Source organism: Streptomyces sp. NPDC025721 (assembly GCF_055558595.1).
The window spans coordinates 89,175-104,103 of record NZ_JBVHMF010000027.1 but is presented as its reverse complement, the minus strand read 5'-3'; the positions used below and the strand labels follow the sequence as shown (position 1 = coordinate 104,103).

Below are 14,929 nucleotides of genomic sequence, written 5' to 3'. Positions count from 1 at the left end.
TCCTGACTGATGACGAGGGTACGGCACACCCGTACGACCGGGGCCGTCCGCGGGCGGAGCCCTCAGCGCCGCTCCTGCTTCTGCTTGCAGTCCAGGCACAGCGTGGCCCGCGGGAACGCCTGCATGCGGGCCTTGCCGATCGGATTGCCGCAGGACTCGCAGAGGCCGTACGTGCCCTCGTCCAGCCGTTCCAGGGCGTGCCTGGTCTGCGCCAGCATCTCGCGGGTGTTGGCGGCCAGCGCCATCTCGTACTCGCGGGTGATGTTCTTGGTGCCGGTGTCGGCCTCGTCGTCACCCGCGCCGTCGCCCGAGTCGCGCAGCAGGCCCGCCACGGCCGCCTCCGAGGAGCTGATGCCCTCCGTGAGCCGCTGGACCTCGCCCAGCAGCTCGGCGCGGGCCTCCTCGACCTCTTCCGGCGTCCACGGGTCCTCACCGGGGAGGACGGCCAGGCCGCCGGGGCCCGCGGTGCGGGCGGCGGGCACCGCGGACGCGGCCCCCGTGGTCGCGGCCGTACCCGCCGCGGTCTTCTTCGCTGCCACCTTGCCGGCTCCCGTCTTCTTCGCCGTACGGCCCGTCGCCGCCTTTTCGGCCGCCGCCTTCTTCGCGGCCGTCTTCTTCGCCGGCGCCTTCGCGGCGGCGGCCTTCCCTGCCGGAGCCGTTTCCCTGGCTGCCGTCTTCTTCGCCGCTGCCTTCTTCGCCGCCGTCTTCTTGGCTGCCTTCTTGGCCGGGGCCTTCTTGGCAGCCGCCTTCTTCCGCGGTGCCTCCTCGGCCGCGTCGCCCTCCTCCGCATCGATGGCGACCGTGACCGTACGCACGGACTTCCTCGCCGCCGCGGGCCCGCGGGCAGGCGCCACGGACGCCCCGGTCACACCGGGATGGTCGGAGCCGGCCGCAGGCCGTCCCCTTTTCTTCACGACCATGGCCGCGACCCCTTCACATCCGTGATCTTGTTCGCGAATCGTGCCGGAAACGGTAAATCGGCTCCGGACCCGCGGCAACGGGGCGCGCTGCCTGGCCGACCGGTCCGCCCCGGAGGGCGGGCAGGTCTGCATCCGTTGTGCCCAGCTCACCGCCAGGTATTCCGGTACCTGGCGGTAACGATCCGTGACAGTCGCCGTCGGGGCGCGCGGAGCAGGCCATTCGGGTCAGTGGGCGGCCCCGGTAAACCGTTCGGCCGGGCCGCTCCCAGCGCCGTACACTGAGCGCAGCGAAAGGCGTGGATGGGACGAGTAGCGCCGCACGCAGCCATGAGCGACCCGGGGACGGTGGAAGCCCGGGGGTGTGCGCGGTGCGAAGATCACCCCGGAGCCGCCGGAAGAAAGCCCGCGGGAGGCCCCTCAAGGCCCCCGGGCGAGTAGAACCGGCGTCGCTGCCCCAATGAGGGGGCGGTGGGTTCCCCGTGTGCGGGGTGCCTCCACCGCCAAGGAGGGTGGTACCGCGGGAGCGCTCGCTCTCGTCCCTTCGACGGAGTACGCACCAGTGTCCGCCGGAGGAAACCACCGATGAGCGACCACCAGACCGCGCAGGGACAGCCGCAGCCGCCGCAGTACCGGCCGGTGCCCGCCCAGGTCGACCTGCCCGCCCTCGAACACGAGGTGCTCGACCTCTGGAGCGAGCGGAAGACCTTCGCCCGTTCCGTCGAGCAGAGCCGCGGACTGCCCGACTGGGTCTTCTACGAGGGCCCGCCGACCGCCAACGGCATGCCCGGCGCCCACCACATCGAGGCCCGCGTCTTCAAGGACGTCTTCCCGCGCTTCAAGACCATGCAGGGCCACCACGTGACCCGCAAGGCCGGCTGGGACTGCCACGGGCTGCCGGTCGAGCTGGCGGTGGAGAAGGAACTGGGCTTCACCACCAAGCAGGACATCGAGGACTACGGCGTCGCGGAGTTCAACGCGAAGTGCCGCGAGTCGGTGACCCGGTACACCGACGCCTTCACCGACCTGACCACGCGCATGGGCTACTGGGTCGACCTCGACAACGCCTACCGGACGATGGACCCGGAGTACGTCCAGTCCGTGTGGTGGTCGCTCAAGCAGATCTTCGACAAGGGCCTGCTGGTCCAGGACTACCGGGTGGCGCCCTGGTGCCCGAAGGACCAGACCGGCCTGTCCGACCACGAACTGGCCCAGGGCTACGAGACGGTCGTCGACCCGTCGGTCTTCGTCCGCTTCCCGCTGACCGGCGGCCCGCTGGCGGGCGAGGCCGCGCTGCTGGTGTGGACGACCACGCCCTGGACGCTGGTCTCCAACACCGCCGTCGCCGCGCACCCCGACGTGACGTACGTCGTCGCCACCGACGGCACCGAGAAGCTGGTCGTCGCCGAGCCGCTGCTCGGCAAGGCGCTGGGCGAGGGCTGGACGGCGACCGGGCAGTCCTTCACCGGCCGCGAGATGGAACGCTGGACGTATCAGCGGCCGTTCGACCTCGTCGAGATCCCGGACGCGCACTATGTGGTGAACGCCGAGTACGTCACCACCGAGGACGGCACGGGCCTGGTCCACCAGTCCCCCGCCTTCGGTGAGGACGACCTCAAGACCTGCCGCGCGTACGGCCTTCCGGTGGTCAACCCGGTGCGCCGCGACGGCACCTTCGAGCCGGACGTCCCCCTGGTCGGCGGGGTCTTCTTCAAGAAGGCCGACGAGGCGCTGGTCGCCGAACTCCACGCTTCGGGACGGCTGTTCCGGCACCTGCCGTACGAGCACAGCTACCCGCACTGCTGGCGCTGCCACACCGCGCTGCTCTACTACGCGCAGCCGTCCTGGTACATCAGGACCACCGCGGTCAAGGACGCCCTGCTGCGGGAGAACGAGAAGACCAACTGGCACCCGGACTCGGTCAAGCACGGCCGCTTCGGCGACTGGCTGAAGAACAACGTCGACTGGGCGCTGTCGCGCAACCGCTACTGGGGTACGCCGCTGCCGATCTGGCGCTGCGAGGACGGCCATCTGACCTGTGTCGGCTCGCTGGCCGAACTCGGCGAACTGACCGGCACCGACCAGTCCGGGCTCGACCCGCACCGCCCGTACATCGACGCGGTCACCTTCGGCTGCCCGTCCTGCGGCGGCACCGCGACCCGCGTCCCCGAGGTGATCGACGCCTGGTACGACTCGGGTTCGATGCCGTTCGCGCAGTGGGGCTACCCGTTCCACAACAAAGAGATCTTCGAGCGCACGTACCCGGCGCAGTTCATCGCGGAGGCGATCGACCAGACCCGCGGCTGGTTCTACACGCTGATGGCCATCGGCACGCTCGTCTTCGACAGGTCGAGTTACGAGAACGTGGTCTGCCTCGGCCACATCCTCGCCGAGGACGGCCGCAAGATGTCCAAGCACCTGGGCAACATCCTCCAGCCGATCCCGCTCATGGACCAGCACGGCGCCGACGCGGTGCGCTGGTTCATGGCGGCCGGCGGCTCCCCGTGGGCGGCCCGCCGGGTCGGCCACGGCACGATCCAGGAGGTCGTCCGCAAGACGCTGCTCACGTACTGGAACACGGTCGCCTTCCAGGCGTTGTACGCCCGTACGTCCGGCTGGGCTCCCTCGGCGGCCGACCCGGCCGTCGAGGACCGCCCGCTGCTCGACCGCTGGCTGGTCGGCGAGCGGAACGTGCTGGTGCGCGAGGTGACCGACGCGCTGGAGTCGTACGACACCCAGCGCGCGGGCAAGCTGCTGTCGGCCTTCGTGGACGACCTGTCGAACTGGTACGTGCGCCGTTCGCGGCGCCGCTTCTGGCAGGGCGACCCGGCCGCGCTGCGCACCCTGCACGACGTGGTGGAGACCGTGACGCGGCTGATGGCCCCGCTGGTGCCGTTCATCACCGAGCGGGTCTGGCAGGACCTGGTGGTGCCGGTGGTCCCCGGTGCCCCCGACTCCGTCCACCTCTCGTCCTGGCCCGTCGTGGACGAGCGGCACGTCGACCCGGCCCTGTCGGAGCGGATGCTGCTCGTACGGCGGCTGGTCGAGCTGGGCCGTGCCACGCGCGCGGAGTCCGGTGTCAAGACGCGTCAGCCGCTGTCGCGCGCGCTGGTCGCCGCCGCGGGCTTCGAGGGGCTCTCGGCCGAGCTGCGGGCGCAGATCACCGAGGAGTTGAACGTCAGCTCCCTGGCGTCGCTGTCCGAGGTCGGCGGGTCGCTGGTCGACACCACGGCCAAGGCCAACTTCCGCGCGCTGGGCAAGCGTTTCGGCAAGGGCGTCCAGGCCGTGGCGGCCGCGGTCGCCGCCGCCGACGCGGCGGCCCTGTCGGCGGCGCTGCGCGACGGCGGTACGGCCTCGGTGGTCGTGGACGGCGAGGAGGTCGCGCTCGCTCCTGAAGAGGTCATCATCACCGAGACCCCGCGCGAAGGGTGGTCGGTCGCCTCCGACTCCGGCGCCACGGTCGCGCTCGACCTGGAGATCACTCCCGAACTCCGCCTGGCCGGGCTCGCCCGCGACGCCATCCGGCTGATCCAGGAGGCCCGCAAGACCTCCGGCTTCGACGTGGCCGACCGGATTCACGTCCGCTGGGCCACGGCCGAGCCCGACGTCTCGACGGCCCTGTCCGCCCACGCCTCGCTCATCTCCGAGGAGGTCCTGGCGGACAGCTTCACCGACGCGTCGGCCGATGCCTCCTTCGGCCCGGCGTTCACGGACGAGTCCCTGGCCCTGACCTTCCACCTGCGCAAGAGCTGAGCCGCGTAGGGGCGAAGTCCCCTTCGCACGGTGGTCGTCGCACAGAACAGGGCCGGGCCCCGCGGGGAAAAAGGATTCCCCGGGGGCCCGGCCCTGTGTGGTGCGGGTCCAGCCGACCGCTAGGTCAGTTGTCGTCCTCGTCGATCAGGAAACCGCGCATCGGCGTCGGCGCCTGCTGCATCGGCTGCGGCGCCTGCGGCCGTACCGGTGCCATCGGCTGGGTCATGGCAGGAGACATCTGCTGCTGGCCGCCGTACGTCGGGCCGGGGGTGTGACCGCCGCCCATGCCCTGGCCGCCGTAGGACGGCGCGGAGCCCGCGTGTCCCATACCGGCGCCCGCGCCGGCCGGTGCCATGCCGTTGCCCATACCGCCGTTGCCCATGGATCCGCCCATCGAGCCGCCCATGGTGGACGCGGCCGGGAGGGAGGGAGCCGCAGGGGTGGTACGCGGCGGAGCCAGCGAGTCGTCGGCCTGGTTCTCAAGCTGACGGAGCTGGGACTCCAGGTAGGACTTCAGACGCGTGCGGTACTCGCGCTCGAAGCCTCGCAGGTCCTCGACCTTGCGCTCCAACGTGGCGCGGGCGGACTCCAGGGAGCCCATCGCGACGCGGTGCTTCTCCTGGGCGTCCCGCTCAAGAGCGTCCGCCTTGGCGCGGGCGTCCCGCTCCAGGCCCTCGGCGCGGCTGCGGGCCTCGCCGACGATCTTGTTGGCCTCGGAACGCGCTTCCGCGATGGCCTGGTCCGCCGTCTGCTGCGCGAGCGAGAGCACGCGGGCGGCGCTGTCGCCACCGGGTCCCTGCTGCTGCATCGGGTGGTGCTGCTGCTGTTGCTGCTGCTGCATCGGGTGCTGGCCCATGGGGCCGGGTCCCTGCTGCTGCATCGGGTGCTGGCCCATCGGACCAGGCCCCTGCTGCTGCATGGGGTGCCCCATCTGCTGCTGCATCGGGCCGGGCCCGTGCTGCTGCTGGGCGCTGGGGCCGGGCGGCAACTGCGGCATACCGCCCTGCTGCTGCGGCGGACCCATCTGCTGCTGCGGCACCGGCTGCGGACCGGATATGGCAGCGGGCACCGGCCGGTCCTGCTGTTCGGGCTTGCGCATGCCCTGTTGCTGGTTCTGGGCGGCGGCACGGGTGGCCGCGGCCAGTTTGGCGCGCAAGTCCTCGTTTTCGCGGAGCAATCGAGTCAGCTCCGCCTCCACCTCGTCGAGGAAGGCGTCGACCTCATCCTCGTCATAGCCCTCTCGGAGGCGGACGGTCGTGAACTGCTTGTTCCGAACGTCCTCGGGGGTCAGCGGCATCTCTTCACCTCAACGTGATCGTCGACATATCGGGAGCCCGCACCGTTCACATCAAGTTCCCCACGACGGAGATCAGGATGTACACGATGATCATCAATACGAAGAAGGACAGGTCGAGCGCCACGCCCCCGAGACGTAGCGGCGGGATGAACCGCCGCAAGAGCTTGAGTGGCGGATCGGTGACAGTGTAGGTGCCCTCCAGGACCACCACCATCGCCTTCCCAGGGTGCCATGAACGGGCGAACTGGAAGACGTAATCCATCACCAATCGGAAGATCAGCACAAACAGGAAGCAGTACAGCGCGATGTACAGCACCTGGAGTGCGACACTCATCGCGCTTCCCTCTCCCCTGCTCGTCTTCGGCCCGGTGGCCGGGTCCCTGCGGTTGCGTCTCGTTCAGCTCTGGTTGAAGAACCCGCCCTCGGCGATCCGGGCTTTGTCCTCCGCCGTGACATCGACGTTAGCAGGCGACAGGAGGAACACCTTCTGCGTCACCCGCTCGATGCTTCCGTGAAGACCGAAGACCAGGCCGGCGGCGAAGTCGACAAGACGCTTCGCGTCCGTGTCGTCCATCTCCGTCAGATTCATGATCACCGGCGTTCCCTCGCGGAAGTGTTCCCCGATGGTACGGGCTTCGTTGTAGGTCCGGGGGTGCAGTGTCGTGATCCGGTACGGCTCTCGCTCTGACACGACCTTGGGCATGATCACCGGTGCGTTCTTCTCCAGGCTGTGACGTTCGGGTGTGATGGACGCCACGGGGGCGATCCGCGGTTCACGGGGCGCCGGGGCGTGTACGAGACGCGCCGGTTCGTCCTGCGACGACTGGTGCTGGCTCTGTGGTACGTGCTGCGGTACGTGCTGGCTGACCTGCTGCTGACGGCGAGGGGCACGCTCGGGGTCGGCGCTGGCCCGTGCTGCGGGCGGAGCGGCCATCTCGGGCTCGAACTCGTCGTCGGGGTCAAATCCCGGCCCGTCGTATCCGTCGTCCTCCACGAGGCCGAGGTAGACCGCCATCTTGCGCATCGCGCCGGCCATGCTCTGCGTCCTCTCAGCGGGGTTGCGGTCCTCGGCCGCCGCTCGGACGGCCGCCACACCATATTTATGCTGTGGTCCGACTTGTTGGTGACGTTACCCGAGCCCGGGACGGACTCCGAGTACCGCCGTACCGACGCGTACATGTGTCGCTCCGGCCGCAACGGCTTCGTCGAGGTCCTGGCTCATCCCTGCCGAGACCATGGTCGCAGCCGGATGGGTCTCGCGCAGGCCGGATGAGATTTCCATCAACCGATCGAAGGCGGCGCGGGGTTGGCCCGCGTATGCCCCGGCCAGCGGCGCGACGGTCATCAGGCCGTCGAGACGCAGCCCCGGTGCCGCCGCGATCGCGTCGGCGAGCGCGGCGACCGCGTCGGGTGCCACCCCGCCGCGCTCTCCCTGAGCGCCCGACTCCGCGTCCAGGGCGACCTGAACGAGGCACCCGAGCCGCTTTTCCGCGGCGGTCGCCGCGGTCGACAGCGCGCCGGCCAGCCGGAGCCGGTCGACCGAGTGCACATGATCAGAGTAACGGACCACTGAACGAGCCTTGTTGGTCTGCAACTGCCCCACAAAATGCCAAGTAAGCGGAAGATCGGCGCACGCCGCCGCCTTGGGCGCGGCGTCCTGGTCGCGGTTCTCCGCCACGTGCCGGACGCCGAGGCCGGCCAGCAGCCGGACGTCGCTCGCCGGGTAGGTCTTGGTGACCACGATCAGGGTCACGTCCGCGCGGTCCCGCCCGGCCGCCTCGCAGGCGGCGGTGATCCGCTTCTCGACACGGTCCAGATTCGCGGCGAGTTCCGCGCGCCTGGCGCCGTCCTCGGCCTCGGGGTCGGTCTGATGCTCGGTCACGCGGCGCCGTCCAGCCAGACATAGCCCGCCAGGCGACCGGTGACACCGTCGCGGCGGTAGGAGAAGTGATCGGCGGACTCCAGGGTGCACACACCCGCGCCCGGCCCGTCGGATGATCCGGCGCTCGGCCCGAGGTTCACTCCGGCGCGCGCGAGTTGGGCGCGCACCCCCGAAGCCACGTCGACCGCCGGAGTGCCCCAGCTCGTCTCGGCGTACGCCTCCGGCACCGCCCGGGCGACCTCGTCCCGCATCGCGGCGGGCACTTCATAGCACTTTCCGCACACGGCGGGTCCGAGCAGCGCGGTGATCCGCGCGGGGTCGGCCCCCCGCGCCGTCATCGCCTCGACGGCGGCGGGCACCACACCCGCGACCAGTCCCGGCCGTCCCGCGTGCGCGGCGGCCACGACACCGGCCACCGGGTCGGCGAGCAGTACGGGCACGCAGTCGGCGGTGAGTACGGCGAGCGTGAGGTCGGCGCGGGTGGTGACGAGCGCGTCGACGGCCGGGACCGGCCGGTCGCCCCACGGGGCGTCCACGACGGCGACCTCGCGGCCGTGCACCTGGTTCATCCACACCACCCGGTCGGGGTCGCGGCCGAGATCGGCCGCGGCGCGCTCGCGGTTGGCGCGTACGGCGGCGGGGTCGTCCCCCACCGCGCCGCCGAGGTTGAGGCTGTCGTGCGGAACGGCGCTCACCCCGCCCCACCGGTCGGTGAAGGCGAAGTGCGCGCCGCTCGCTGTCTGGCGGTGCCCTATCACTTCAAGAAGTCGGGTACGTCGAGCTCTTCGGCCGCGGTGTCCTGGTAGGGACGGGCCGGCGGCACGTGCGGGGGCGGGACCGGGGTCGGCGCCTCCGCGACGGGCTCGTTGTCGCTGTCGCGGTCCGACGAGGCGACCGGGACACTGCCGAGGCCGGTGTACGAGGTCGCCGGGCGGGCGGGTTCGGGCTGGCTGGCGATCCGGGCGCCGGAGGCGGGGGTCGTGTCGCGGTATCCGTCGAGCGCCTTGGCGCTGCTCTTGGTGGGCGGCTGGCCGCCGTCGAACCCGGCGGCGATCACGGTGACCCGCACCTCGTCGCCGAGCGCGTCGTCGATGACCGCGCCGAAGATGATGTTGGCCTCGGGGTGGGCCGCCTCGCTGACGAGTTGGGCCGCCTCGTTGATCTCGAACAGGCCGAGGTCGGAGCCGCCGGAGATGGAGAGCAGCACCCCGCGGGCACCGTCGATGGAGGCTTCGAGCAGCGGCGAGGAGATCGCCATCTCGGCGGCGGCGACCGCACGGTCGTCACCGCGCGCGGAGCCGATGCCCATGAGGGCCGAACCCGCCTCGGACATCACGGACTTCACGTCGGCGAAGTCGAGGTTGATCAGGCCGGGGGTGGTGATCAGGTCGGTGATGCCCTGCACGCCGGAGAGCAGGACCTGGTCGGCCGAGCGGAAGGCGTCGAGCACGCTGACCTGGCGGTCCGAGATGGACAGCAGACGGTCGTTGGGGATGACGATCAGGGTGTCGACGTTCTCCCGCAGCCCCGCGATGCCGTCCTCCGCCTGGTTGGCGCGGCGGCGGCCCTCGAAGGTGAAGGGGCGGGTGACGACCCCGATGGTCAGGGCGCCGAGCGAGCGGGCGATGTTGGCGACGACGGGTGCGCCGCCGGTGCCGGTGCCGCCGCCCTCACCCGCGGTGACGAAGACCATGTCGGCGCCCTTGAGCACCTCTTCGATCTCCTCGCGGTGGTCCTCGGCGGCCTTGCGGCCCACGTCGGGGTTGGCCCCGGCGCCGAGGCCCCGGGTCAGTTCACGGCCGACGTCGAGCTTGACGTCGGCGTCGCTCATCAGGAGGGCCTGCGCATCGGTGTTGATCGCGATGAACTCGACGCCCTTGAGACCGACCTCGATCATCCGGTTGATGGCGTTGACGCCACCGCCGCCGATGCCGACGACCTTGATGACTGCGAGGTAGTTCTGCGGTGCTGCCACGTCGAAGGCCTCTCGCCTCGAGTTACGTATCTTGTGGGACGGTCGGTACGCTCGCCGATGCCGTTCCGAACCCTAACCGTGAGGTTTAGGGTTACCAGTATGCATGTCCCATGTGTTCCTTGGGACGAGACACTAAGTCGACAAGCGGTAGTGGTTCAACGAACACGCCGAACCTACCGTTTTTCTTTTGACCCTATGTGATCACGTCACCGGCTGGTGGGCCAGGGGTCGAATAATGCCATAAGGGGCGTCAACTCCCTGACGCCGCAGGGGCGCTGGGGGCACTCACGTCGTAGTGGGAGGCGTGTGGCTGGACCTTCAGGAGCGCATTGAGCACCGCGGCCTTCCGCGCGCCCTGTTCCGCGCTCCCCCACATCACGCTGCGTCCGCGCGAGAGTTCGACGGTGATGTTGTCGTAGGAACGGACCCGGATCGCGGTCGCCTGGCCGTGCAGCGATTCCGGAAGATCGGCGGCGACCGCAATGGCGGCCCGCAGCAGGCTCTTTGTTCCGAAATGCCGAAGGCTCGGCGACTGATCCGGCGTCAATTGCACGAGCGGTACGCCGCGCGGCGCGGTGTCGACCGTCGCGAATCGCACACCGCCCGGGTCCACTTCGGTGAACTTGTCGCCGCTTTTCAGTACGGCGGAGGCCGTTCGTTCGGTCACTTTCACCCGGACCGTGTGCGGCCACGACCGTTCCACGTCCACATGGTCGATCCGCGGCAGCGCGGTGAGCAGCCGTCTGCGGACCGCGCCGGTGTCCACGGAGGCCAGCGCGCCGCCCAGCGGTACGCCCGCGGCGCGCTCGATCTGCTGCGGCGTCAGCACGTCGTTGCCCGTGACGGTCACGCGCGTGGCGCGGAACCAGGAGGAGCCGTAGACGGCCCAGGTGCCGCCCGCGACGAGGACGGTGAGGACGACCAGTGTGATGATCGCCGTCCGGCGGCTGGGGAGGGTCGGCCGGGGGCGCGGGCGCCGTCCGGCGCCGGGCGCCGCCCCGTCCCGGTCGGCGCCGACCGGCTTCGCTTGCGTCCCGGTCACCCCGGTCACCCGGCCTCCCCGCGTCGACGGATGCGGAGCGCGTCCGCGCCCCGCGGGCCCTATCGTGCCAGGCCCGGTCCGCCGCGCCGCGGGACACGCCCTCGGCGCGGCGGCCACCGTCAGCGGCGGCCCGCGGCCACCGCCTCGTACACCATGGCGACCAGCAGGTCGTCCGCGTCGCGGCGGCCGAACTCGGCTGCCGCGCGCGACATGTCGTACAGGCGGTGCGGGTCCGTCAGGACGGGCAGCACGTGTCCCAGCACCCAGTCGGGGGTGAGTTCGGCGTCGTCGACCAGCAGGCCGCCGCCGGCCTTCACCAGCGGCTGGGCGTTGAGCCGCTGTTCGCCGTTGCCGATGGGCAGCGGCACGTAGGCGGCGGGCAGTCCGACCGCGGACAGTTCGGCGACGGTCATGGCACCGGCCCGGCAGAGCATCATGTCGGCGGCGGCGTAGGCGAGATCCATCCGGTCGACGTAGGGCACCGGGCGGTACGGCGGCATGCCGGGCATGTTGTCGGACCGCGGGAGTTCGTTCTTGGGGCCGACCGCGTGCAGGATCTGCACGCCGGACTGCTGGAGCCGCGGCGCGACGGTGGCGATCACCTCGTTGAGCCGCCGGGCGCCCTGGGAGCCGCCGGAGACCAGCAGGGTGGGCAGGTTCTGGTCGAGGCCGAACGCGTGCCGGGCCTCGGGGCGGGCGGCGGCCCGGTCGAGGGTGGCGATGGTGCGGCGCAGCGGGATGCCGATGTAGCGGGCGTCGCGCAGCTTGCTGTCGGGGGTGGAGACCGCGACCGCGTGCGCGTACCGCGACCCGATCTTGTTGGCCAGGCCCGGCCGCGCGTTGGCCTCGTGCACGACGATCGGCACGCCGAGCCGCTTGGCGGCCAGGTAGCCGGGCAGCGCCACGTAGCCGCCGAAGCCGACCACGCAGTCCGCCTTGGTGCGTTCCAGGATCTGCTCGGCGGCCTTGATGGTGCCGCGCAGCCGTCCGGGGACGGTGATCAGTTCCGGGGTGGGGCGGCGCGGCAGCGGGACGGCCGGGATGAGCGCCAGTTCATAACCGCGTTCCGGCACCAGCCTGGTCTCCAGGCCCTTCTCGGTGCCGAGGGCCGTGATGCCCACGGTCGGGTCCTGCCTGCGCAGGGCATCGGCGAGCGCGAGCGCAGGCTCGATGTGGCCGGCGGTCCCCCCGCCGGCGAGTACGACATGCACCGAAATTCACCGCTCTCCGGACGGCCGCCTGGTGACGTACCGCCGCATCGTCCGTGTCATTGCCCCGCTGAAAGCACTACGCCCCCGCATGGCCAGGGCCGCTCGCGCTCCGGGCTCGTTTCTCGCGAAGGAGATGAGCAGCCCGATCGCGAACATGGTCGGCAGGATGGCTGAACCTCCGTAGGAGAACAGCGGGAGCGGGACTCCGGCGATCGGCAGCAGGCCGAGCACCGCACCGATGTTGATCACGGCCTGGGCCGTGATCCAGGTGGTCACGCCACCCGCTGCGAACCTGACGAAGGGGTCCTCCGTACGACCGGCCACGCGGATACCCGCGTAGCCTAGTGCCGCGAAGAGGGCGAGTACCGACAGCGTCCCCGCCAGACCCAATTCCTCCCCGGTTACGGCGAAGATGAAGTCGGTGTGCGGCTCCGGGAGTTCACCCCATTTTTCCACACTCGCCCCGAGTCCCGACCCGAACCAGCCACCGGAGGCGAGGGCGTAGATCCCGTGCACGGCCTGCCAGCACTGGTCGTTGGTGCCGGGGTCGGTGGCGGCGATGCAGTGCAGCCGGCCCATCCGGTTGGGGCTGGTGATGATGGCCAGGGCCGCCAGCGCCGCCGCGCCGGACAGCACGCCCGCGAAGAGCCGGGTGGGGGCGCCCGCGAGCCAGAGCATGCCGAAGAGGATCGCGGTGAGGATCATCGTGGTGCCCATGTCGCCGCCGAGCATGATCAGTCCGAGCAGCAGGAACGTCACGGGCACGAGCGGCACCAGCAGGTGCTTCCACTGGATCAGCAGATTCCGGTCGCCCTTGCGGGCGAGCAGGTCGGCGCCCCACATCACCAGGGCCAGCTTGCCGAATTCGCTGGGCTGGATCTGGAACGGGCCGCCGATGGAGATCCAGTTGGTGTTGCCGTTGACCGTCTGCCCTATTCCGGGGACCTGGACCAGGCACATCAGGAAGACGGCGCCGAGCAGCAGCGGGTACGCGAGCGCGCGGTGCAGCCTGACCGGCATCCGGGCGGCGGCGTAGAGCAGGACGGAGCCGAGGGCGACCGCGAGGAGCTGCTTGCGGAAGTAGTACGTGGACGGCAGGCCGTAGCGCAGCGCCTGGATCATCGAGGCGGAGTACACCATCACCAGGCCGAGCACGGTGATCAGCAGGGCCGCGCCGAGGATGACGTAGTACGCCGTCAGCGGGCGGTCCCAGGCGGCGCGTACCCGCTCGGGGAGCCGGGCGGCGCCCCGGAGCGCGCTGCCGCGCTGCCGGGCCGGGTACGTGCTCATACCCGCCCCCCGCGGGGGCGGTGCGCGGGGCGGCGGGGGGACGCAGTGGCCGTCATGGGACCTCCATCGGAGCGAGGGCGCCGCACGACACCTGCGGCTAGGGCTCGTCGCTGTCGCTGTCGGCGGCGCCCAGGCGCCGGACGGCTTCCGCGAACATATCGCCGCGCTCGTTGTAATTGGCGAACATGTCCATCGACGCACAGGCCGGTGCCAGCAGAACGGTGTCGCCGGGCTGGGCCCGGTCGCGCGCCACGGCGACGGCGGCGGCCATCGCCCCAGTGTCGGTCCGGCCCAGCTCGACCACCGGGACCTGGGGGGCGTGTCGCGCGAGCGCTTCACGGATCAGGGCGCGGTCGGCGCCGATCAGGACGGCGGCCCGCAGCCGGTCGGCGGACTTGATGACCAGGTCGTCGAAGACCGCGCCCTTGGCGAGGCCGCCGGCGAGCCAGACGATCGACGGGTAGGCGGCCAGCGACGCCTCGGCCGCGTGGGTGTTGGTGGCCTTGGAGTCGTCGACCCAGGTGATGCCGTCGCGGGTGGCGACCTCGGCGATGCGGTGCGCGTCCGGACGGAAGGCCCGCAGGCCCTCGCGTACGGCGGCCGGTTCGACGCCGTAGGCGCGGGCGAGGGCGGCGGCGGCCAGCGCGTTGGCGATGTTGTGCGGGGCCGGCGGGTTGACGTCGGCGGTCTCGGCCAGCTCCTGCGCGCTGTTGACCCGGTCGTCCACGAAGGCGCGGTCGACCAGGATGCCGTCGACCAGGCCGAAGTCGGAGGGCCGGGGCGCGTCGAGGGTGAAGCCGATCGCCCGGCAGCCCTCTTCGACGTCGGCCTCGCGGACCAGCCGCTCGGTCTCCGGGTCGGCGCGGTTGTAGACGCAGGCGACCTGGTTGCCCTGGTAGATCCGGCCCTTGTCGGCGGTGTACGCCGCCATCGAGCCGTGCCAGTCGAGGTGGTCGGGCGCCAGGTTGAGCACGGCGGCGGAGTGCGGGCGGATGCTGGGCGCCCAGTGGAGCTGGTAGCTGGACAGCTCGACGGCGAGGACGTCGTACGGCTCGTCGCCGAGGACCGCGTCCAGCAGGGAGACGCCGATGTTGCCGACGGCCGCGGTGCGCAGGCCCGCCGCGGTGAGGATCGCGGCGAGCATGCGGGTGGTGGTGGTCTTGCCGTTGGTGCCGGTGACCGCGAGCCAGGGGGCCGCGCCGGGCTTCCTGAGCCGCCAGGCCAGTTCGACGTCGCCCCAGATCTCCACGCCCGCCTTGGCGGCGGCCGTGAACAGCGGGCTGCTCGGCTTCCAGCCGGGGGCGGTGACCACGAGTTCGGTGCCCTCGGGCAGCGTCGCGCCGTCACCGAGGCGCACGGTGATGCCGAGCGCCTCCAGTTCGGCCGCCTCGGCCCGCTGCCGCTCGCCCGCGACGCCGTTGACGACGGTGACGCGGGCGCCGAGGGCGTGCAGCGCCTTCGCGGCGGGCACGCCGGAGACGCCGAGCCCGGCGACGGTGACGCGCAGGTCCGTGAAGTCGGGGTTCACGAAGCCCTGCCCGGCGGCGGACGGGGAGGCCGGA

At 71.3% G+C, this 14,929-nt stretch carries 12 protein-coding genes; 1 reads left to right on the top strand and 11 read right to left on the bottom strand.

Annotated elements, in window-relative coordinates; all coding sequences use genetic code 11:
• Positions 1-62: 62 nt before the first annotated feature.
• The gene (locus ACZ4EF_RS29855; protein ID WP_401303743.1) at positions 63-920 is read right to left on the bottom strand and encodes a TraR/DksA family transcriptional regulator; all 858 of its coding nucleotides are present in this window, start codon (positions 918-920) and stop codon (positions 63-65) included.
• Positions 921-1,502: 582 nt separating this feature from the next.
• On the opposite strand from ACZ4EF_RS29855, the gene ileS reads away from it, so the two are divergent.
• A complete protein-coding gene (gene ileS / locus ACZ4EF_RS29850) occupies positions 1,503-4,670 on the top strand; it encodes an isoleucine--tRNA ligase (RefSeq protein ID WP_467507182.1) in 3,168 nt (1,055 codons plus the stop codon).
• A 124-nt stretch (positions 4,671-4,794) separates the two neighbouring features.
• On the opposite strand, the gene ACZ4EF_RS29845 is transcribed toward ileS, so the two are convergent.
• From ACZ4EF_RS29845 to murD, 10 genes are all read right to left on the bottom strand, one after another.
• Complete coding sequence (locus tag ACZ4EF_RS29845; protein WP_355334102.1) at positions 4,795-5,967, bottom strand: DivIVA domain-containing protein; 1,173 nt, start codon at positions 5,965-5,967, stop codon at positions 4,795-4,797.
• Positions 5,968-6,013: 46 nt separating this feature from the next.
• The gene (locus tag ACZ4EF_RS29840) at positions 6,014-6,301 is read right to left on the bottom strand and encodes a YggT family protein (RefSeq protein ID WP_355334104.1); all 288 of its coding nucleotides are present in this window, start codon (positions 6,299-6,301) and stop codon (positions 6,014-6,016) included.
• Between the two features lie 63 nt (positions 6,302-6,364).
• Positions 6,365-7,003, bottom strand: a complete 639-nt coding sequence (locus ACZ4EF_RS29835; RefSeq protein ID WP_188282131.1) for a cell division protein SepF — start codon at positions 7,001-7,003, stop codon at positions 6,365-6,367.
• Between the two features lie 93 nt (positions 7,004-7,096).
• Entirely contained in the window at positions 7,097-7,849 is a 753-nt protein-coding gene (locus ACZ4EF_RS29830; RefSeq protein WP_401303751.1) for a YggS family pyridoxal phosphate-dependent enzyme, read from the bottom strand.
• Positions 7,846-8,607, bottom strand: coding sequence for a peptidoglycan editing factor PgeF (gene pgeF / locus ACZ4EF_RS29825; protein ID WP_355334110.1), 762 nt, complete (start codon positions 8,605-8,607; stop codon positions 7,846-7,848). Before pgeF ends, ACZ4EF_RS29830 begins: the two co-directional genes overlap by 4 nt.
• A complete protein-coding gene (ftsZ, locus tag ACZ4EF_RS29820; protein WP_355334113.1) occupies positions 8,604-9,824 on the bottom strand; it encodes a cell division protein FtsZ in 1,221 nt (406 codons plus the stop codon). The genes pgeF and ftsZ overlap by 4 nt, the downstream gene beginning before the upstream one ends.
• Positions 9,825-10,074: 250 nt before the next feature.
• Positions 10,075-10,866 (bottom strand): cell division protein FtsQ/DivIB, encoded by a 792-nt coding sequence (locus ACZ4EF_RS29815; RefSeq protein ID WP_401852843.1) that lies wholly within the window; start codon positions 10,864-10,866, stop codon positions 10,075-10,077.
• A 119-nt stretch (positions 10,867-10,985) separates the two neighbouring features.
• On the bottom strand, positions 10,986-12,077 hold the full coding sequence (gene murG, locus ACZ4EF_RS29810; protein ID WP_355334117.1) for an undecaprenyldiphospho-muramoylpentapeptide beta-N-acetylglucosaminyltransferase: 1,092 nt from the start codon (positions 12,075-12,077) through the stop codon (positions 10,986-10,988).
• 6 nt (positions 12,078-12,083) lie between these two features.
• Entirely contained in the window at positions 12,084-13,367 is a 1,284-nt protein-coding gene (ftsW, locus tag ACZ4EF_RS29805) for a putative lipid II flippase FtsW (protein ID WP_355334118.1), read from the bottom strand.
• 97 nt (positions 13,368-13,464) lie between these two features.
• Positions 13,465-14,895 carry a UDP-N-acetylmuramoyl-L-alanine--D-glutamate ligase gene (gene murD, locus ACZ4EF_RS29800; protein WP_355334707.1) on the bottom strand — a complete coding sequence of 477 codons (1,431 nt, stop codon included), beginning with the start codon at positions 14,893-14,895 and terminating at the stop codon, positions 13,465-13,467.
• Positions 14,896-14,929: the final 34 nt, after the last annotated feature.

What these genes read in the sequence shown, in the direction of transcription:
- ACZ4EF_RS29855 (WP_401303743.1), bottom strand. Translation starts at nt 920, where the DNA reads ATGGTCGTGAAGAAAAGGGGACGGCCTGCGGCCGGCTCCGACCATCCC.
- ileS (WP_467507182.1), top strand. Translation starts at nt 1,503, where the DNA reads ATGAGCGACCACCAGACCGCGCAGGGACAGCCGCAGCCGCCGCAGTAC.
- ACZ4EF_RS29845 (WP_355334102.1), bottom strand. Translation starts at nt 5,967, where the DNA reads ATGCCGCTGACCCCCGAGGACGTTCGGAACAAGCAGTTCACGACCGTC.
- ACZ4EF_RS29840 (WP_355334104.1), bottom strand. Translation starts at nt 6,301, where the DNA reads ATGAGTGTCGCACTCCAGGTGCTGTACATCGCGCTGTACTGCTTCCTG.
- ACZ4EF_RS29835 (WP_188282131.1), bottom strand. Translation starts at nt 7,003, where the DNA reads ATGGCCGGCGCGATGCGCAAGATGGCGGTCTACCTCGGCCTCGTGGAG.
- ftsW (WP_355334118.1), bottom strand. Translation starts at nt 13,367, where the DNA reads ATGAGCACGTACCCGGCCCGGCAGCGCGGCAGCGCGCTCCGGGGCGCC.